This is a genomic window from Marinifilum flexuosum (genome assembly GCF_003610555.1).
Taxonomy (GTDB): Bacteria; Bacteroidota; Bacteroidia; order Bacteroidales; family Marinifilaceae; genus Marinifilum; species Marinifilum flexuosum.
Genome location: NZ_RAPQ01000010.1, coordinates 508,859 through 529,069, shown reverse-complemented (window position 1 = coordinate 529,069; position 20,211 = coordinate 508,859). Strand labels below are relative to the sequence as shown.

Genomic DNA, 20,211 nt, shown 5'->3' with positions numbered 1-20,211 from the left:
TTTGGAGCAGTTTATAAACCTCTTTTAAAACAACATACTATCATGAATGTACCAGAAAATTTGAAGTACACTAAAGATCACGAGTGGGTACGTGTAGAAGGCGAAGAAGCTTTTATTGGTGTTACTGATTTCGCTCAGGGAGAACTAGGAGACATCGTTTTTGTTGAAGTAGAAACTGAAGGCGAAGAATTAGATAAGGAAGAAGTATTCGGAACTATCGAAGCCGTTAAAACTGTATCTGACATGTTTATGCCAGTTGGTGGTGAAGTATTAGAATTCAACGAGAAGTTGGAAGATGCTCCAGATTTGATCAATTCTGATCCTTATGGTGAAGGTTGGATTATCAAAATCAAATTGGCTGATACTGCTGAGTTAGAAGAATTACTTTCTGCTGAAGCTTATAAAGAATTACTATAATAGTATTCTGAAAATATAGAGAAACCCTCGCACTACCTTGTGTGAGGGTTTTTGTTTGTGTATTAGAAGTTGAAGGAAACACCAATTCCTAAAAGAAATTTTTCATCATGAAAGGAGAAGTTGAATTCGGGCTGGATGGCAATTCCATTTGTGAAACCATACTTAAAAAATGCCCTGGCCGTATCTTTTCCATAAATATTTCCTTCTCGTTTTACCAAGTAACCAAATCCAGCACCGATCCACTGTGCTTTTTTAAAGCTTTCAGCAATATTAATATCCATTAAAGCATCAATAAAAACATTGTTTCGGATTTTATTATCAATTCCAAATGATTTGGCTTGAGTTCTTATGCCTAGTTTGGCAGCATACTGTAAATTTTCATTAAAGTAGAGATTGATGCCTGCACTTATGTCTGCTGATAATTTACTTTTAATTACAGAACTACCAAAGCCTGCATCAAAACCTAGTTTTAGGAATAGTGGTCTTTTCTCTCTTTTTTCTCCAAGAGTTCGCTCATATCTAAATTCACCATTTTCTTTCTTATAATGTAACTTTGAAAAGTACTGGTAATATCTTCTTTTTAGGAATCTGTCTTTCTCACTTGCCATAAACGTTTGAATTTCGTTAATATCGAATTCTTTAAGTTCGTCAAGATCGGTTATGTAAAGCTTTACACTCCAAAGCAATTCTTTAATTTCTATGATATGTTGCCATTGTGCTTTGTTGTAGAGTTTGTTTTGCACAATTAAATACTCTCGATTCTCTTCCGAGGTTTTTCTTTCATTAACCGTAAGTTTATGTTTTTTCTTGATTTTACCTTTGTAATAGTTTTTAAAAGTAACATGTAATAAGCTATCTCTTTTTTCTTTCGACAGACCTGATTCTTTTGCTTCTTGATTGTTAAGTTTTATCGCTTCAAAAAATTCAGCAGAATATAGATTAGGTCTCTGTGAGTGAAGTGTTATATGGTATTTTTTATCCTCTTTTAAAGGAATTTCTTTAATCTTCTCCTTCAGGATTTTTAATTCCAGATTTAAAGGATTCCAAAAGTGTTTGGAGGAAAAGTCATTATCTATGGAACCAAAAATATTGTGCCAGGAATAGCTGAATTCAATTTTCTTTCCATTACCATAATCGATGTAAAGAGTATCTCTTTTGTTTGAAAATCCATATTGATAATTTTTTGGAGCATTAAACCACTTTCCTTGTGATTGAGCAGAAGGAATGATTAATACGATTAGAATAAGTAGAATTAATATTTTTTTCATGACTTTAATTTTTAAAGAGTTTGACAATCTTTCTTGCAAATGATTTGCTGTTAGATTGTTTATTTGTATTGCTTGCCAAACGATCACTTTCATAGTAAACAGGCAGGTCGAGTTCCGGAATCTCGCTATCTGTTTCCTTTATTTTTATTCGTTCGACAATTTGTATGTATAGTTTGTCTTCAACCTTATTTTGAAATACAATAGGCTGATTGATAACTATCATTGGAAGTTGCGGTAAAGCTATCTGTTTTGGCTTTTCCATTTGGGCAATATTCGATTTTGAAATGGAATCGATCAGTAAATAATTTTCACTTTTAATATTCTCATTTTCGCTGTGTAGCGAGGAAATTAACTGCTCTTGATTACCTATATTTTGTTTTTGCTTTGTTATAATGCTGTATTGCTGGTAATGCAGGAATAATGAAGATCCAAGTAATAATATAAGCAGTGCTGCTATAATTTGCCACTTGTGCTCTCTCGATTGCTGATTGATTCGTTTATCGATTGAAGAACGTAGTCTCTCCTTGTCGAAATGTACATTTGAGGGCAATTCCGACTGGTTTTCCAAATTATTTTTAATAATGCTATCCAACGAGTTCGGTTGCATAATTCAATGATTTTAGTTGTGTTTTTAAAATGTTTCGTGCCCTGGTGAGTTGCGATCGTGAGGCACTTTCACTAATGTGAAGAATATCTGCAATTTCTTTGTGTGCATATCCTTCAATAACATAAAGATTGAATACGGTACGGTATCCATCGGGTAAATTTCTTACGAGATTTAAGCAATCGTCCATACCAAGTTTATTTTCCACTTCAGGCGAATGATTGGATGAATTTTCAATAAAAGAAATGTTATCAGATAAGGTCAAACGTTTTTGTTCTCTTAAAAAGAGAAGACTTTCATTGATCATGATGCGTTTTAACCACCCTAAACTGGCTTTATCATTTTCATAGGTAAAATCATCTAAAGCCTCGTAAATCTTTATAAATCCTCTTTGCAAGACTTCTTCAGCATCGAATTGAGATACAACATAGCGAAGAATCAATAAAAACAACTGTTGAGAATGATTCTCGTAGATCTTATTGAATATGGACTTCTTATTTTTTAGAAAAAGTTTCTTCATTCGTGCGTATTTATGATCTTACCAATATTGAGGATATGATAAGTTTATGCAATTTACCTATAGAATACATAAGTAATTAAAAACGCTGCACGAATTTTTAATTATTTTTATAGTGAGTTATTTCAAATTCAATTTTCCTTAGAATTAGATGTTCCTAAAATCATTAATTGGGGAGTTATAACAAATAAAAAAAGCAGTCCAATTTGGACTGCTTTTCTATATGATAGGAATTGTTTCTTACAATTTCTTCTTAACCTCTACTTCTTCGAATGCTTCTACCATATCGCCAACTTTGATATCGTTGTACTTTTCGATATTTAGACCACATTCGTATCCTTTCACAACTTCTTTCGCATCGTCTTTAAAACGTTTCAACGAACCAAGTTCTCCAGTGTAGATTACAATACCGTCGCGAATCAGGCGGATCTTAGAGCTACGCTTGATCTTACCTTCACGAACAAGACATCCGGCAATGGTACCAACCTTAGAGATTTTGAATGTCTCAAGAACCTCAACAGTCGCCACAATCTCTTCCTTGATTTCTGGAGAAAGCATACCTTCCATTGCTGATTTCAATTCTTCGATTGCATCGTAGATAATTGAGTACAGACGGATATCGATTTCTTCTTTCTCAGCCAATCTACGTGCTCCAACTGAAGGACGTACCTGGAAACCTACGATAATTGCGTTAGATGCTGTTGCTAACATTACATCTGATTCGGAAATCTGACCAACAGCTTTGTGAATTACATTCACCTGAATTTCTTCAGTAGATAGCTTGATCAATGAGTCAGATAGTGCTTCGATAGATCCATCCACATCACCTTTCACAATCACGTTCAATTCCTGGAAGTTTCCGATCGCAATACGACGACCAATCTCATCAAGAGTAATGTGTTTCTGAGTACGAAGTCCTTGCTCACGCTGTAACTGCTCACGCTTGTTAGCAATGTTACGAGCCTCTCTTTCGCTCTCCATAACGTTAAAGTTGTCACCTGCTTGTGGAGCACCATTCAAACCAAGAATCAATGCTGGCTCTGATGGTCCAACAGCTTCAATCTTGTTTCCACGTTCATTAAACATCGCTTTTACGTGACCTGTATAACTACCTGCCAATAATACATCACCAACTTTCAAAGTACCAGCTTGTACCAAAAGAGTAGTTACGTAACCACGACCTTTATCTAATGATGATTCGATAACCGAACCAATCGCACGTTTATTTGGATTTGCTTTTGCTTCTAACATTTCAGCCTCAAGCAATACTTTTTCCAATAAGTCTTCGATATTGATACCATTCTTAGCCGAAATTTCCTGACATTGGTACTTACCACCCCAGTCTTCAACCAAGTAGTTCATGTTAGCCAATTCACCTTTGATTCTTTCAGGATCAGCTCCCGGCTTATCAATTTTGTTGATTGCAAATACAATTGGTACTCCTGCTGCACTTGCATGGTTGATTGCCTCAATTGTCTGTGGCATCACGTTATCATCAGCAGCAACAATAATAATTGCTATGTCGGTTACCTGAGCACCACGTGCACGCATCGCTGTAAAGGCTTCGTGACCTGGTGTATCAAGGAAAGTAATCTTTCTTCCATCGTCTAGTGCTACATTGTATGCACCAATGTGCTGGGTAATACCTCCGGCCTCACCGGCAATTACGTTTGCATGACGAATGTAGTCCAAAAGAGAAGTTTTACCATGGTCAACGTGACCCATTACCGTTACAATTGGTGGGCGTTCAACCAAGTCTTCCTCTTTGTCTTCTTCTTCTTCAATAGATTCTTGAAGTTCAACACTTACAAATTCAGCTTTGTAATTGAATTCTTCAGCAACAATGGCAATGGTTTCAGCATCCAGACGCTGGTTGATGGATACGAATAAACCAAGTCCCATACAAGTTGCAATAATATTGGTTACAGGAACCTCCATCATTGTTGCCAATTCGTTTACAGTAACGAACTCGGTCAACTTCAACACATTCTTTTCTGCTGCAGCCTGTTCAGCTAATTCAGCTTGTTTAGCACTTGCTTGTTCTCTCTTTTCACGACGGTGCTTCGAACCTTTCGACTTACCACCTTTCGAAGTTAATCTTGCAAGTGTATCTTTAATTTGCTTTTGTACATCTTCTTCGCTAACTTCCTTCTTAACTGCTTTTTTCTTCTTCAGTTTTTTGAACTTGTTAGCTTGAGCTCCCTGCTGTTTTCCTTGTTGTCGGCCTTGCTGACCACCTTGTTGTTTTCCTTGCTGACCACCTTGCTGTCTTCCTTGTTGACCGCCTTGCTGATTACCAACATTAACTTTTTCGCTATCCTTTTTAATTCTTTTGCGTTTTTTACGTTGTTGGTTACCTTGTTTGTCTTTATTGGTAGACTTTTTCTCTACAGGCAATTCAATTTTTCCAATTACAGTAGGACCAGAAAGTTTCTGAGTAGAAGATTTAAAAATTTCTTCTTTTTCTACTGGTTTTCCTTGAGCTTGTAGCTCAGCAGATTGTTCTTTAGCAGGTTGCTTTTGTTGAGGAGCTGACTTTTGCTTTTCTCTTCTCTCCACTTCTTTCTCCGCTTTTGTCTTTTTAGCAGGTCTTGTTTTCTGATTTAAAGAATCTAAATCAATTTTCCCTACTACTTTAAGCTCTTCCTTATTTTCTTGTTTTTCGGTTTGAGCTGCTTCCTCTTTTTTAGGGCTTTCCATTTTAACAGTTTGAGCATCTTTAGCAGGCGTAGCCGGCTCTGATGGTTTTTCAGTTACTTCTTTTTTAACGGTCTGAGGTTTTTCCTCAACCTTAGGAGTTTCTGCTTTGGCAGGTTTCTCTTCAGGTTTCGAAGGAGCTTTATCTTCTGTTTTTTCTGGCTTTTCCTGTTTCGCTTTAGGCTTTAATGCATCTAAATCGATTTTCCCTACAACTTTAACAGGATTTTTTGCCGGAGCTTCTTCTTCAGTTTTTTCAACAGTTGCTTCTTTTGTACCTTCTTCCGATTTCGGATCGATAGAAACAGTTTCTTTCTTTTCTCGGGTACTTTTCAAATTTACTTTCTCTGATTCTTTCTTAAGGTTCAGATCAGAGCTATACTCTTTTGCCAGAATATCATAAGCGTCATCTGAAACTTTGGTATTCGGATTAGAATCAATCTCAATACCTTTTTTATTCAGAAAATCGACAATAGTAGATATACCAACATTGAATTCTCTTGCTAGTTTACTAAGTCTTTTATTTTTATTGACTTTTGCCATATTTTGAAGTTAACTGTTAAAATGTGCCGTTTTCAATAATTTGTGAGGAACTGTCCTTAAAAATCTGACTATTCAAATTCGGATCTAAAAATATCTAAAATTTCGTTAATAGTCTCTATTTCAAGATCAGTTCTTTTTTCTAGTTCTTCAGCTGATAGTTCCAATACGCTTCTTGCAGTATCGCAACCAATTTTCTTTAACTCATCGATAACCCAAGCTTCGATTTCGTCAGTAAATTCTGAAAGATTTACATCTTCCTCAGCTTCTTCCTCTGTTTTCTCACGATATACATCAATTTCGTATCCTGTTAATTGACTAGCAAGCTTAATATTTAAACCGCCTTTACCAATTGCCAGTGATACTTCTTCTGGATTCAGATAAACATCTGCGCGAGCATCTTCTTCGTTAATTTGGATAGAAGATATTTTTGCAGGGTTAAGAGCTCTTGTGATATATAATTGCTTATTGGCAGTGAAGTTGATCACGTCAATATTTTCGTTTTTCAACTCACGAACAATACCGTGAATTCTCGAACCTTTCATACCAACACATGCTCCAACCGGATCAATTCTTTCGTCATACGATTCAACAGCAACTTTTGCTCTTTCACCAGGTATGCGAACAATTTTCTTGATGGTAATTAATCCATCAAAAATTTCAGGAACCTCAAGCTCAAATAATCTTTCAAGGAATACTGGAGAAGTTCTCGAAATAATAATTAGAGGACTGTTGTTTTTCACTTCTACACGAATTACAACAGCTCTGATCGACTCTCCCTTACGGAAGTAGTCAGAAGGAATCTGTTCTGTTTTAGGAAGGATCAATTCATTTCCTTCGTCATCCAAAATTAAAATTTCCTTTTTCCAGATTTGGTAAACCTCACCAGTTACAATTTCACCAATTCTGTCCTTATAATTATTAAAGATATTATCTTTCTCTAATTCTAAAATTCTTGCTGAAAGGTTCTGACGCAATGTTAAAATAGAACGTCTTCCAAAATCAAGGAATTTCACCTCGTCGGTAACCTCTTCGCCAAGTTCATAATCTTCATCAATCTTCTTAGCTTCCGAAAGAGAAATCTGAAGATTTGAATCTTCTACTTCTCCATCCTCAACTACTTCACGGTTTCTCCAGATTTCAAGGTCACCTTTGTCTGGGTTGATAATAATATCGAAATTTTCATCGGTACCATAGTTCTTTAAAAGAAGATTTCTAAATACATCTTCCAAAACACTCATCATGGTAGCACGATCGATGTTTTTCAATTCTTTAAATTCTGAAAAAGTCTCAATAAGATTCATGTTATTCAGCTGTTTACTTGTTAAAAAGTAATGATATCTTTTGTTGATTTAATTTGATCAAAAGCAAAACTGTAGGTATTAACAACAATTTGTTTTTTCTTTTTACCTTCAACTTTTACTTTCTCTTCAACTTCAATTTCTATCTCGTTTTCACCTACGGTGATTAAATTTCCTTTGTATTTTACACCTTCGGTGGTAAGTACTTCAACTTCTTTCCCAATGTTTTTATGGTATTGTTGAATTACTTGAAAGGGTTGACCAATTCCTGCTGAAGCTACCTGAAGTTCAAAGTCTTCAACATCGCGGTCAAAGTTCTTTTCGATTGCACGACTTAACTCAATACAGGTGCTAATTGGAACACCTTCCATACTATCAATCATTATTGAAATTGCGTTACTTGTAGAAACAGTAACCTCCACAACAAACAAATCTGTGTCGGCAATTTCTTTCTCAACAATTTCAAGTACAATTTTTTTATCAATCATATATCGGTTAATGTCAATAAAATAGGGGACTTCCTGCCCCCTAAAGTACACGTTATTCTTACTTTTCGATGCAAAATTAGAGATAAATGTTTTAAAAAACAAATGGCATTCCTCTAAATTATTGTATTCTAACTGCTAAAGAAAATTTTTTTGATATTTTATTGCTGATTATTATAAAATCCAATGGATTGAAAATCTATAAAGAACAGTCCGATAAATAATTATCAAATTGTGAAGATTTTGTAAGTAATGTATCAGAAAAGAAAACTAATTATTGAATTTCTCATGTGTAGGCTTTTATAATGGGTTTTTATACATTTGTTTACAACCAATATCCATCTGTTTATGTCAGAACAATTTACTCCCAAGAAAAAGATTGTAAACGATCCAGTACATGGTTTTATTCATATACCCAGTGGGATTTCGCATGAATTGGTAGAGCATCACTATTTTCAGCGACTTAGAAGAATTAAACAATTGGGGTTGACTTATTTGGTTTTTCCTGGAGCTTTTCAAAATCGTTTTCAGCATGCTTTGGGCGCTACCCATTTAATGGGGATGGCCATTGAGGTATTGCGATCAAAGGGCAACGAAATTACAGAAGAGGAAGCTGAAGCCGTTCATGCAGCCATTCTATTGCACGATATAGGTCATGGTCCTTTTTCGCATGCATTAGAATACAGTATAGTAAATGGCATAACTCATGAAAAGCTTTCAGAACTGTTTATGAGTCGTTTGAATAAGCAGTTCGAAGGAGAATTGGATACGGCAATTCAAATTTTCAAAAATGAGTATCCTAAAAGGTTTTTAAACCAGTTGGTTTCTAGTCAGCTTGATATGGATCGTTTGGACTATTTGAGGAGAGATAGTTTTTTCTCTGGAGTTACCGAGGGAGTTGTTGGATCGGCGAGAATCATTAAAATGCTAGATGTTCGAAATGATAATTTGGTAGTAGAGGAGAAGGGAATTTATTCTATTGAGAAATTTTTAATAGCTCGTAGATTGATGTATTGGCAGGTTTATTTGCACAAAACAGTGATTGCTGCTGAAGAGATGTTGGTGTATATATTAAAGCGTGCAAAATATTTAGCTGAGCGTGGGGAGGAATTATTTGCAACACCAGCATTGCGATATTTCCTCTATAATAAAATAGGAATTAATGATTTTGAAAGTGAAGCCCCTTTGCTCGAAGGAAAAAATGCTTTGGATATTTTTGCAGCCCTGGATGATGATGATATCATGGTATCAATAAAGGTTTGGTCGAATCATTCAGATAAGGTTCTTGCCTATTTGTGTAAATGTATACGTGATCGACAATTGTTTAAAATCGAAATTCAGAAAACGCCTTTCTCTCCAGAGTATATTCATATGGTAAGATCAGGAATTAAAGAATATTTTGGTTGTTCTGAACATGCGCTTGATTTTATTGTGATTAATGGAATGATCAGTAATAATGCTTACACTTCTGAAGATCATATCAACATACTTCATAAAGATGGTTCGGTTTGCGATATTGCAGAGGCATCGGACATGATGAATATTGAAGTACTCTCGAAAACGGTTAAAAAGTTCTATTTGTGTTACCCAAAGATTAAGATTTCGTAATGTTTAATTTGGGATTCGTAATTGCCAGATAATCAAATAAAATTGAATTTACAAAGTGGTCTGAAAAGCAAAAAAATTTCATGTGCATGAAATAATTGTTAGATTTGCAGAAATTTTTTTCGTATTAATCAGATATATTGGACGATGTGTGCTCAATAAAAAACGAGCTTCCTTATTAAGGAAGGAGCTTGTTATCTGATATAAAACCAGAACAAATGAATTTTACAGCGCAAGATATTGCAGAGTTTCTACAGGGTGAAGTTGATGGTGACGGATCAGTTGCCGTAAATAATGTATCTCGTATTGAGGAAGGCAAACCAGGAACTCTTTCTTTTTTGGCAAATCCAAAGTACGAACATCATATTTATACAACAAACTCTTCTATTGTTTTAGTAAACAAAGATTTTAAGGCAGCTAAAGAAGTGAAAGCTACTTTAATTCGAGTAGAGGATGCTTACCAGGCTTTGGCCCAGTTGTTGGAAATGTATGAACAAAGCAAACCGCAAAAGGTAGGTATTGAAGAGCCTTCTTTCGTGAGTAAATCTGCTACCATTGGAGATAAAATTTATGTTGGTGCATTTGCATACATTGGTAGCAATGTAAAAATTGGTGATAACGTTAAAATTTATCCACACACATATGTAGGCGATAACGTAATTATTGGCGACAATACAACTCTTAACTCAGGTGTTAAGGTGTATGAAAACTGTAAAATTGGTAAAGATTGTATCGTTCATTCTGGTTCGGTAATTGGAGCTGATGGTTTCGGTTTTGCACCTTCGTCAGCGAATGATTACAAGAAAGTTCCACAGGTTGGTAATGTGATTTTGGAAGATCACGTTGAGATTGGTGCTAACACTTGTGTTGATCGTGCAACTATGGGTTCAACCATTATCCGTAAAGGAGTGAAGTTGGATAACCTGATTCAGGTTGCTCATAATGTTGAGATTGGTGAAAATACTGTAATTGCTTCGCAAACAGGTATTGCCGGAAGTTCTAAAGTTGGTGAACATTGTATGTTTGGTGGCCAGGTTGGAATTGCTGGTCACTTGTCGATTGCTGACGAAGTAAAGATTGCTGCACAATCGGGTATTGGGCGAAATATTAAGAAAAAAGGAGAGGTTCTTCAGGGATCGCCTGCTTTTGAATTCGGACCATATCAAAAGTCATATGTGCTGTTTAAAAATCTGCCTAAGATGAGAGAGCAGATTATGGATTTAGAGAAGCAAGTAAAGAAGCTGGAAGAGGAAAAATAGGAGATTCCGTTTTCCGGAAACAGAAAAAATATTGAAGTTTATGGCTGATAAGCAAAGAACATTAGCAAAAGAATTTACTTTAACAGGAAAAGGTCTTCATACTGGATTGGAAGTATCAATCAAGTTTGTGCCTGCTTCTGAAAATCATGGGTACAAGTTTAAGAGAGTTGACCTTGAAGGAGAACCTGTAATTGATGCAAGTGCTGAATACGTAGGAGATACATCAAGAGGAACTGTGCTTGAAAAAGGAGAATGCAAAGTGCAAACCATCGAGCATGCTTTATCAGCATTGTACGGAATGGGTGTTGACAACTGTTTGATTGAAATGAATTCTCCTGAGCCTCCAATTTTAGATGGAAGTGCAAAATTCTATGTAGAAGGAATTGAAAGTGTAGGAATTGTAGAGCAGGATGCGAAGCGTGAATACTATGTGGTAAAAGAACCAATTGTGTACAAAGATGAAGCTCGTGGTTCTGAATTAACTATTCTTCCAGATAGTGAATACAGTGTAGATACGATGATTTCATTCGACTCGAAAGTATTGAGCAATCAGTATGCACGATTGACATCATTGAATGATTATAAAGATGAAATTTCGATGTGTCGTACTTTTGTTTTTGTACGCGAATTGGAATTTCTTTTGAATAACAACTTGGTTAAAGGGGGAGACCTTGATAATGCAATTGTTATTATGGATCGAATGATGGAACAAAAAGAGTTGGATCGTATTGCTGACTTGTTTGATCATCAACGTGTAGAAGTGAAGGAAGGGATTTTAAGTAATCTGGAGCTTTACTTCCAAAATGAATGTGCTCGACACAAACTATTAGACGTGATTGGTGACCTTGCCTTGTGTGGTAAGTTCATTAAAGGAAAAGTAATTGCTTCTTGTCCTGGTCACGGACCAAATACCCAAATGGCAAAATTATTAATCAAACGAATAAAAAAAGAAATGGGAAAAGATTCAGTTCCGGCTTATGACCCAAATAAAGAGCCTGTGTTAGACATTAACGGGGTAATGAAATTGTTGCCTCACCGTCCTCCATTCTTGTTGGTTGATAAAATTATCGACATTCAAGAAGATACTATTATAGGTGTTAAAAATGTATCTATGAATGAACCTTTCTTCGTAGGACACTTCCCGGGAGAACCTGTAATGCCAGGTGTTCTTATGGTTGAAGCTATGGCACAATGTGGTGGTATTTTGGTATTAAATCAGGTAGATGATCCTGAAAACTATTCAACCTACTTCCTAACTCAGAACAATATTAAATTTAGAAAGAAAGTTGTTCCTGGAGATACTCTGATTTTTAAATTGCAATTTTTGTCACCAATTCGTAGGGGAGTTGCTAACATGCGCGGTTTAGCTTTTGTTGGCGATACTGTTGTTGCTGAAGGTGAGTTCATGGCTCAAATCGCAAAGAACAAATAAAATTTAACTACTACAAGGCAAATTTCTGGTGTGGCAGAAGTTTGTGTAACACGTAATAAATAATAAAATGAAGCAACCGTTAGCATATGTACATCCTGAGGCAAAAATTGCAGATAATGTAGTGATTGAGCCATTCGTAACAATCGATAAGGATGTAGTAATTGAAGAGGGTACAAGAATTGGTTCCAATGCAACCATTTTGGAAGGAACCAGAATTGGTAAGAACTGTAATGTTTTTCCAGGAGCAGTAATTGGTGCTACTCCACAGGATTTGAAATTCCGTGGCGAGAAAACTACTGTTGAAATTGGAGATAATACAACAATTCGTGAGTGTGTTACCATTAACCGTGGTACTGCAGCTAAAGGCAAAACAATTGTAGGAAGCAATTGCTTGTTAATGGCTTACGTTCATATTGCACACGATAGTATTGTTGGTAACAACTGTATTATTGGTAATGCTACTCAGATTGCAGGTGAGGTTGTAATCGATGATTTTGCAATTTTAAGTGGATTGGTAGCTGTTCACCAGTTCGTACACATTGGTTCTCACGTTATGGTATCGGGTGGATCTTTGGTACGTAAAGATATTCCTCCATACGTGAAAGCTGGTCGCGAGCCGGTTTCATACATCGGTGTAAACTCAATTGGTTTGCGTCGTCGTGAGTTTGGTAACGAAAAGATCCGCGAAATTCAGGATGTTTACCGTTACTTGTACCAAAAAGGTATGAACAACTTTACAGCGTTGGAAGCTATCGAAGCTGAAATGCCTGCTTCACCAGAGCGTGATGAAATTATTCTGTTTGTGAAGAACTCTAAGCGTGGTATCATGAGAGGATACTTCCCTGAGTAAACACAAATAGCTAGGATATATAAAAAGTGAGATCTTCATCTGAGGATCTCACTTTTTTTGTTTTAACTCATTTATTTAAGAATTCTCTTGAAGGCTGTATGATAAATTTAATATCTATCTGGTAAGAGTGAATTCTTTGTGTATTTAAAATACAACGAAGTCGAACTGTACTTCAGAATAATTCGAATAATAATAGTAGTCACCAGTTTGTTCTTGCTCATCATATCTTGGCCCACCAAATGCTTTGATATCTTGATTTGTTGAAAAAATCAATTCCTTGGATTCATCATCGATATCGTAAATTTGAATTTCCACATCTGATTTGTAATCCCCGCCATTAAATTTAGTTAGAGGTGTAGGAATAGCATTTTCCCAAATTTTATCAGGGTTTAGATTTGGAATAACGAAAGAGGTCCAGAGTATTTTATCATTCTTAACAAGCTGTATTTGAATATCGGGATAGGCATTCTCACCTTCTTCATCAATATCCCATTTATGTTTATATAAGTTTGCAATTCTTATTGCTGAGATGTAATTATCTCCAATTCTGATGCCATTTATTGTAGAATCTTTTTTATTGTCATTTGTGACCGCAATTAATTTAACTTGATAATTCCCAGGTTTTTCATAAGTGATAAATGGAGTCTTTAAGGATCTAATTGTATCAATTACATCTTTGTACTTCCAGATGTATTCCTTAATATTCGCAGTGTCTGATGTATTGGTTAATCTAACACCGGTTAGTATTCTTGAAACTGGTAAATCAATAGAAAATGAGGCTTCGGGCATAGGAGTTGGTGCTGCCTCAGGTTCTGAATTGTTGTCACATGATGTAAATATAATTGCTATTGCAATTAAGAAGTGTAGTGTGTTTATCTTCATGATATGTAGTGTGATTGGTTAGTGATTAACTCTGAATTAATTTTAACATACATAAAGGTATAAATAATATTGTAAAATATATATGTGATTAATAAAATTATTATCTTGGATAAAAGAAAACCCGAGGAAATTCCTCGGGTTGATTTGAGTTGTGAACTCAAAATATCTTTCAGAAAAAGGTTAAGGTGATTTACTTTTCTTCCTTCAAAGGATTCCACCCTTGAGCTTGTAAGGCAATCTCGGTATTATCGCGAGTTATTAGATAAATGCCTTTCGATGCTTCAGTAATGTGACCAATCACTTTTACATCTTCAATTTTCTCTACATCATCAAATTTATCCAATGGAACTGTAAATAGCAGCTCGTAATCCTCACCACCATTTAGAGAAAAGGTACTGTAGTTCATGTTTAGCTCTTCGGCCATTTTATGAGTTTCGTAATCTACAGGAATTTTCTCTTCGTAAATCTGGCAACCTACTTTCGATTCCTCACAAATGTGCATCAATTCCGATGACAATCCATCAGAAATATCAATCATTGAAGTTGGAACAATTTGAGCTTCTTTCAATCTTTCGTAGATGTCTTTTCTGGCCTCAGGTTTTAGCTGACGTTCCAAAATGTAATCGTGTCCCGATAAATCAGGTTGCATGTTTGGATTGTTTGCGAAAATTGCTTTTTCGCGCTCCAACAATTGCAGGCCAGCATAGGCAGCACCTAAATTTCCGCTTACGCAGATTAGATCGTTTGCTTTAGCACCACTTCGGTAAGCCAATTCATTTTCTTCAGCCTCGCCAATGGCAGTTACCGAAATACACAAACCAGTTAAAGAGGATGTAGTATCACCACCAACCAAATCGACATTGTAATTTTCGCAGGCCAAACGAATGCCATCGTAAATTTCCTCGATGGCTTCAACGGTAAAGCGTTTCGAAATGGCAATGGAAACAGTAACCTGTTTCGGGCAAGCATTCATGGCATAAACATCCGATACATTTACAGCAATAGCTTTGTATCCCAAATGTTTTAAAGGAGTGTACATTAAATCGAAATGGATTCCCTCCACCAACAAATCGGTAGTAACCACTGTCTTTTTGTTCTGATAGTCTAGTACTGCAGCATCGTCGCCAACACCTACTTTTGTACTGCTGTTTTTTATCTCGATGCCCTTTGTCAATTGCTTGATCAAACCAAACTCTCCCAATGTTGAGATATCGGTTCCTTGTGCTTTGTTTTCCTGCATGATATTGCCTGTAAGGTAAATTTATTGCGATAGCATGCCGATATATAAATGATAAGCCTAAAGGAATGAAATAAACTTAAGTCTGTATTCATTTAATAATCGGTATGATATGCTGATTTCTAAATTTAGAATTTGCTTGCAAAGGTAGAAAAAATATTAGATCAGACCTGATTGGTTTTTGAAACCTATTAGGTGGATATGTATTAGTCTTTAGTTTGAATAATGATTGAAATGTTGGCATGCTTACCGTTTATGAAATATCCTCCATCATAGCTCTTTATTATTTCAAAGTGCTTGATGTCATTAAAGGCAATATTAGGATAATTATCATCATTGTAAGGTTTACTATCTATGATCACGATAGGCTTGTATATTATATTCGATGTTGAATCGCGAGCAAACATCTGAAAGCTTGCGGTAATGTTGAAAATTAATTGCTGTAATGTCTTTACTTCTTTGTGCAAGTTCTTTCGTTCATATTTACTTACATTGACCTTAGATAAACGGTCTTTCGGTAAATTTTGTGACTTACATAAAATGGGTGTTGATAATAATAAAAATAGGATGATTTTTTTCATGATTTTATAAATAAATTGAGTTTTGTTCAGACCTCACAGTTTTATTAATCCTGCCAGACCTGGATGAATTGAATAGTATGAACAATTTTTATTATTTGAGATTAGCAGCACGCGTATACTTAATTAAAGTACGTGCCGTAACTGCCCCATCAAAATGTTGTACGAATTTTTGATGCTTGTCGAAAATGAAAACGCAAGGAAGTGATCTGGAGCCAAAGGCTTCTTCGAATTCATTGTTCTCATATCTCAAAATAGTAAGGTTCAATTTATCTCTTAGCTTGTGTTTGTTCATAAAGATGTTAATATTATCCATTTCATCTTTGGTTACATACAAGAGTTGGAAATCTTTGTACTCCTCAGAATAATGACTCATGATTTTAGCTTCCTCATGACAATAGGGGCAGAAGTTACCAAAGTGAACCACCACAATGGGTTTATCTTTTGCTAAGTTCGCATGAGTGAATGACTTTCCTAGTATGTCCTGAAAATTAAATTTAGGCAAAGAGGTAAGTTCTGTTTTTGCCTCTTGCTTTAATCGTTTTTCTTCTTGATCATTTCGTTTTTTGATAATAATTACGCTTGTAATACTTAGGATTACAATGATAAAAACTGCTGATAATTTTCTATTCATGGCTTTGTTGTTTTAAAAAGAAAGGTCAATTTCAGGAAGAGATAGATTGATTACGAAGATAATATCAGCAACAAAAGGCCATATAATTATAGTGAAAAGGATAGGCGCAAGTGTCATTTTTGATATTGCCTTAAAAGTAAACTTTTCAGAGCTCTTAATAAGAAATGGAATTAAACCAAGCATTAGTAGTAATTGTATATCAATATTGCTAAAAATGGAGTTATACCAATTGTACTTTTCAGGAGTTGTCAAAAAGGTTTGAATAGATGGATTGATATAATTGTAAAACTGATATAAATTATCTTTTTCATATTCGGTTTGTATCAATCCAAACCATATGGATGCCATTATATTTTTTAGAGGAATAATAAAATAGGCGATTAGTGTTGCTTTTAGAATTAGGCCATATTTTATTTGTGAATAAATAGAGGTTACATGGAATGTAAGAAAAATAAAGGATGCCAAGAGTAGGCAATAGACTATAATGCGAGTAATGCTATCGGTAAAAAAGTATAATGCATCACCTAAATATTCCGATTTAGCATCTTCATCTTTTACTTCTTCTAAAGCAATTTCAGCTAAATCATCTTTAAAATCAGCCATTAAGTCATCATGTTCATTGTAAACTTCAGCTTCTTGTTGTGCTTGGTTTTTTGAGTAATATCTGTCATTAACCTGATTAGTGTTTATGTAGTCAGACATAATAAAATCAGAGAAAATGCCAAATAGTAGTAGCGCTATAAATAGGTATAGATTCTTTATTTTTAGTAGTGAGGATAGTATTTTTTGCATGGCTTTATTTCTTTAAAAGTTCTTGTTCCAGGTTTTTCTTTAAGTTTTCTTGTTCTGTGGTAGGCAGCATAATGGTGTAATTGTCCCAAAATTCTTTATGGTAGGGAAGTTTTTTGTAATGATCTCCTTTCCAGTTGAGTTGTTTGAACTGTTGATTTACGATATCCTGATCATTTATGATTTCAATATTTACCATTTCCTGAATCACTTTATGACTTCCAGATAAATCATCGTTATAATCACCTCGTATGGAGTATAAGTAGTTAAGATAGAATTTGCTATTGTATTCTTTAAACCTAATTTTAAACAGGTAGTGATACTTGTAATTGCCCTTAAATGTTCCATGTCGCTCACCTCTGAATTTATAACCCTTGTATTTAGGATTGGTAATGAAACCATAATCAAGCCTAAAAAATGCAAAATCTTTCAATCTGATATAGGCAATTCCTATTGGCATGAATTTACGTTCTTGACATTCTAACCCCTTATAGTTCTTATTTGGGAGAATCTTTACTTTGTAGGTGGCTTCACCATTGTACTGTATAATGGTATCCAATTTAAACCTGTGTTTCTTCATAAAGGTTTTGCTTAATAGAGGACCACCATTTACAAACCATGGATTGACTGGTTTTGAGTTTTTTCGTCTTTCTTTTTGTGCAGCCCGAATCATATTGGTAGCAGTGAAGAATTTTGAGAAAGAGGCTTTGCTGTTGTCTAAGTTGTTTGTAAGGCGTTCTTTAACTATAGGGGCATTGTGATTGGTGGAGTTTAGAAGCAGGCTATCCTTAGGAACGTCTTTTTTCTTTGCCATGTATTTGTAAACGCGCAGTAATGATTTGAAGTCAATATCTCTATTGTCTAAACTCGATTGCAATTCATCAATATTGAATTTACACTCTTCAATTTTGTGTGATATTCCCGGATCGTATATACTAACAGCAGCTTCAATTAATCGATTTATGCTGTTTTTGTTGCCATGAGATTGACGAAAATAATATTTGCCAATATGGGGCTGATCATCTAAAAGCTTCGGCAGCTCATTAATGGCATTGGTGAAAATTTGTTGGGCATCTTTTAATATCTCTTGCTTGCCAACAGTGATCTCCTGTAGTTGATAGGAATGCTTGTTCAAATAAAGCTTAGGAATGCCTTCTTTCTTCTGAATTTGCAAAAGAGAATCAACAGAAAATGCCTGGCTCTTGTAGCCAATACAGGAAATAACAATTTGCTGTTTTGTATGGTCTGAAGGCAAGGCCAATTCAAAATTTCCGTTGAGATTGCTTATGGTTCCCAAGCTTGTGCCCTTTAAGGCTACACTGGCATAGGCAATGGCTTTTTGTTCTCCGTTGGAGATGTTTGCTTTTAGTTTGTTTTGACTGAATGCTGAAAATGGCGCAAGAAGTAATGCGCAAAATAGTTTAATAACAATTGGTTTCATAGGTTAGCATTTAATTGATTTGATTAATCCGAATACTATCGGTAGCATGCTGATATTGCTCTTTTAGGCTTACCTCACTTTCTAAATCTTTGCGAAGCTTTGCTTCATCTTTGGTTTCAAGTAGTATGGTGTAATTCTCCCAAAATTCAGGATGATACTCGCTTGCTTCATAAAGCTTGTCGTTCCATTTTTGTGGTATGTTTTGCTTTACTTCTTTTGCATCATCAATGATTTCAGTAAATAAAAACTCTCTGCAGATGCGTGGAAATTTTGTTTGTTCTATGTGAGTTTTAATGTTCGTCATTCCTGTCATATCGAAACTCTTCGAATTATAGTAGGAAGGATAAAGTTTGTTTTTATAACGTTTATACTTTAATGTAAAATCGGATTTAATAAGGTTTGCAGCGGCCATTTGTCGGGCATTGGCAACTTTTGGGTTTTGAGTCATCGCATATTTAAGCTCATACAAAGCAAAATCTTGGGCTGAAATAAGAAGGTATCCGATTCGAATAAAAGGACTGCTTTTTAATTCCTTAGAAGTAGGAAGTATTTTTATTTTGTAGATCGCTTCACCATCTTTTTCCATAATGGTGTCAAGCTTTAATTGAGTGTCCTTATCGCTGTATATATCATTTAAGTTATGCCATAAACCCTTTATTTTAGCTTGATAGGCTGTCTCCAATCGTATTATTTTTCGTACCGAGTTTCTTTTTTCATCTGTATCGCGAATTAATTTCAATAGCTCTTCTTTGCCAGGATTGTAATTCTCGGCTTCTCGCTTGGCTTTGTTGTACCTCGTACTTTCCCATTTCTTAAAGAACCCTAACTCTTTGGCATCAATTTCTCGGTTGTCGTAGGTGTTTCTTTTCTCTATAATATGCACTTTAGGCTTGGGTTCATTGGGTGTAGAGTAAGTGAATAAGGCGGCTTCAGTTAATTTTACATACTTCTTGTTTAAGAGGTGGGTTTGTCGCATGAAACCTTTGTTGATGTAGGGCTGATTGGGTCTAAAACCAGGTGCAGCTTTCATGCATTCTTTTAAGATTTTTTTCGGATCATTCAGCAGTTTGCTAGCAGATATTTTCACCTCCGATAGGCCGTAGGAAACTGGTGTTAGTTCAATAATTTCTCCAGCTTTTTTAGGATGAATAGAGGTGGTTTTGTATCCCAAGCTACTGATCAGAATCTTGGTGTTTGTCCCTACTAATGGAATGTAGAGTTGAAAATCTCCCTCCTGATTGCTAATGGTTCCTTTTGTGGTATTGGCAATGGATATGCCTGCAAAAGGAATGGCTTTCCCACTTTCTTTATCAACAACTTTAGAGTTGATCTGAAATTGAGATTTGGCGGTACTACTTAGTAGTAACAATAGCATAAATGCAATGTAAATTGGCTTGTTCATTTGGTAAATACTTTTGTGATTTGATTAACCATATAATAATAAGGATATGAATATATGAAATTTATAATGAACAATGCATGTGAAAAGTGTTAAATAATGATAAAATAACTATTTTTTTAGTTTATTCTGGCTTGTTGAACTATAATTTTTTGAAATTGGCAGGGGTATTTTTATAAATGTTAGAGGGTGAAGAATCAAAATCATGCCTTTTTTGAAAGAGGAGGTGGGTTTAGACTCGATTTTAATGCCTCGAAGTATAAAATGATAGCCTCG

18 protein-coding genes are annotated in these 20,211 nt (G+C 35.2%); 5 read left to right on the top strand and 13 right to left on the bottom strand.

Translation table 11 applies throughout. From position 1 onward, the window contains the following. The first annotated feature begins 42 nt into the window (after positions 1-42). The gene (gene gcvH / locus BXY64_RS15465; RefSeq protein WP_120240883.1) at positions 43-417 is read left to right on the top strand and encodes a glycine cleavage system protein GcvH; all 375 of its coding nucleotides are present in this window, start codon (positions 43-45) and stop codon (positions 415-417) included. A gap of 62 nt (positions 418-479) precedes the next feature. Here the strand turns inward: gcvH and BXY64_RS15460 are convergent, their stop codons facing one another. The 6 genes from BXY64_RS15460 to rimP all read right to left on the bottom strand — a co-directional run bounded on the left by BXY64_RS15460 (position 480) and on the right by rimP (position 7,832). Further along, positions 480-1,685, bottom strand: coding sequence for a hypothetical protein (locus tag BXY64_RS15460; protein WP_120240882.1), 1,206 nt, complete (start codon positions 1,683-1,685; stop codon positions 480-482). 4 nt (positions 1,686-1,689) lie between these two features. Beyond that, positions 1,690-2,292 carry a hypothetical protein gene (locus BXY64_RS15455; protein WP_120240881.1) on the bottom strand — a complete coding sequence of 201 codons (603 nt, stop codon included), beginning with the start codon at positions 2,290-2,292 and terminating at the stop codon, positions 1,690-1,692. Next, positions 2,270-2,809, bottom strand: a complete 540-nt coding sequence (locus BXY64_RS15450) for an RNA polymerase sigma factor (RefSeq protein WP_120240880.1) — start codon at positions 2,807-2,809, stop codon at positions 2,270-2,272. Before BXY64_RS15450 ends, BXY64_RS15455 begins: the two co-directional genes overlap by 23 nt. Before the next feature lie 237 nt (positions 2,810-3,046). After that, positions 3,047-6,046: a translation initiation factor IF-2 gene (infB, locus tag BXY64_RS15445; protein ID WP_120240879.1), complete on the bottom strand. Its 3,000-nt coding sequence runs from the start codon at positions 6,044-6,046 to the stop codon at positions 3,047-3,049. A 68-nt stretch (positions 6,047-6,114) separates the two neighbouring features. Further along, on the bottom strand, positions 6,115-7,347 hold the full coding sequence (nusA, locus tag BXY64_RS15440) for a transcription termination factor NusA (protein WP_211334512.1): 1,233 nt from the start codon (positions 7,345-7,347) through the stop codon (positions 6,115-6,117). Positions 7,348-7,367: 20 nt separating this feature from the next. After that, entirely contained in the window at positions 7,368-7,832 is a 465-nt protein-coding gene (gene rimP, locus BXY64_RS15435; RefSeq protein ID WP_120240877.1) for a ribosome assembly cofactor RimP, read from the bottom strand. 345 nt (positions 7,833-8,177) lie between these two features. Between rimP and BXY64_RS15430 the strand changes: the two genes are divergently transcribed. From BXY64_RS15430 to lpxA, 4 genes are all read left to right on the top strand, one after another. Beyond that, positions 8,178-9,437 (top strand): HD domain-containing protein, encoded by a 1,260-nt coding sequence (locus BXY64_RS15430; RefSeq protein ID WP_120240876.1) that lies wholly within the window; start codon positions 8,178-8,180, stop codon positions 9,435-9,437. 215 nt (positions 9,438-9,652) lie between these two features. Beyond that, positions 9,653-10,693, top strand: coding sequence for a UDP-3-O-(3-hydroxymyristoyl)glucosamine N-acyltransferase (lpxD, locus tag BXY64_RS15425; RefSeq protein ID WP_120240875.1), 1,041 nt, complete (start codon positions 9,653-9,655; stop codon positions 10,691-10,693). A gap of 40 nt (positions 10,694-10,733) precedes the next feature. Next, positions 10,734-12,125 carry a bifunctional UDP-3-O-[3-hydroxymyristoyl] N-acetylglucosamine deacetylase/3-hydroxyacyl-ACP dehydratase gene (locus BXY64_RS15420; protein WP_120240874.1) on the top strand — a complete coding sequence of 464 codons (1,392 nt, stop codon included), beginning with the start codon at positions 10,734-10,736 and terminating at the stop codon, positions 12,123-12,125. Between the two features lie 67 nt (positions 12,126-12,192). Then, positions 12,193-12,975: an acyl-ACP--UDP-N-acetylglucosamine O-acyltransferase gene (lpxA, locus tag BXY64_RS15415; protein ID WP_120240873.1), complete on the top strand. Its 783-nt coding sequence runs from the start codon at positions 12,193-12,195 to the stop codon at positions 12,973-12,975. 144 nt (positions 12,976-13,119) lie between these two features. Here the strand turns inward: lpxA and BXY64_RS15410 are convergent, their stop codons facing one another. The 7 genes from BXY64_RS15410 to BXY64_RS15380 all read right to left on the bottom strand — a co-directional run bounded on the left by BXY64_RS15410 (position 13,120) and on the right by BXY64_RS15380 (position 19,938). Further along, the gene (locus BXY64_RS15410; protein ID WP_120240872.1) at positions 13,120-13,857 is read right to left on the bottom strand and encodes a PKD domain-containing protein; all 738 of its coding nucleotides are present in this window, start codon (positions 13,855-13,857) and stop codon (positions 13,120-13,122) included. Between the two features lie 190 nt (positions 13,858-14,047). Further along, complete coding sequence (gene thiL / locus BXY64_RS15405) at positions 14,048-15,097, bottom strand: thiamine-phosphate kinase (RefSeq protein ID WP_120240871.1); 1,050 nt, start codon at positions 15,095-15,097, stop codon at positions 14,048-14,050. A 203-nt stretch (positions 15,098-15,300) separates the two neighbouring features. Beyond that, positions 15,301-15,675 carry a hypothetical protein gene (locus BXY64_RS15400; protein WP_120240870.1) on the bottom strand — a complete coding sequence of 125 codons (375 nt, stop codon included), beginning with the start codon at positions 15,673-15,675 and terminating at the stop codon, positions 15,301-15,303. Between the two features lie 91 nt (positions 15,676-15,766). Next, positions 15,767-16,306: a TlpA family protein disulfide reductase gene (locus tag BXY64_RS15395; protein WP_120240869.1), complete on the bottom strand. Its 540-nt coding sequence runs from the start codon at positions 16,304-16,306 to the stop codon at positions 15,767-15,769. A 12-nt stretch (positions 16,307-16,318) separates the two neighbouring features. Continuing rightward, on the bottom strand, positions 16,319-17,098 hold the full coding sequence (locus BXY64_RS15390; RefSeq protein ID WP_120240868.1) for a hypothetical protein: 780 nt from the start codon (positions 17,096-17,098) through the stop codon (positions 16,319-16,321). Positions 17,099-17,102: 4 nt separating this feature from the next. Further along, a complete protein-coding gene (locus tag BXY64_RS15385; protein WP_120240867.1) occupies positions 17,103-18,536 on the bottom strand; it encodes a carboxypeptidase-like regulatory domain-containing protein in 1,434 nt (477 codons plus the stop codon). A gap of 10 nt (positions 18,537-18,546) precedes the next feature. Further along, complete coding sequence (locus BXY64_RS15380) at positions 18,547-19,938, bottom strand: carboxypeptidase-like regulatory domain-containing protein (RefSeq protein ID WP_120240866.1); 1,392 nt, start codon at positions 19,936-19,938, stop codon at positions 18,547-18,549. Positions 19,939-20,211: the final 273 nt, after the last annotated feature.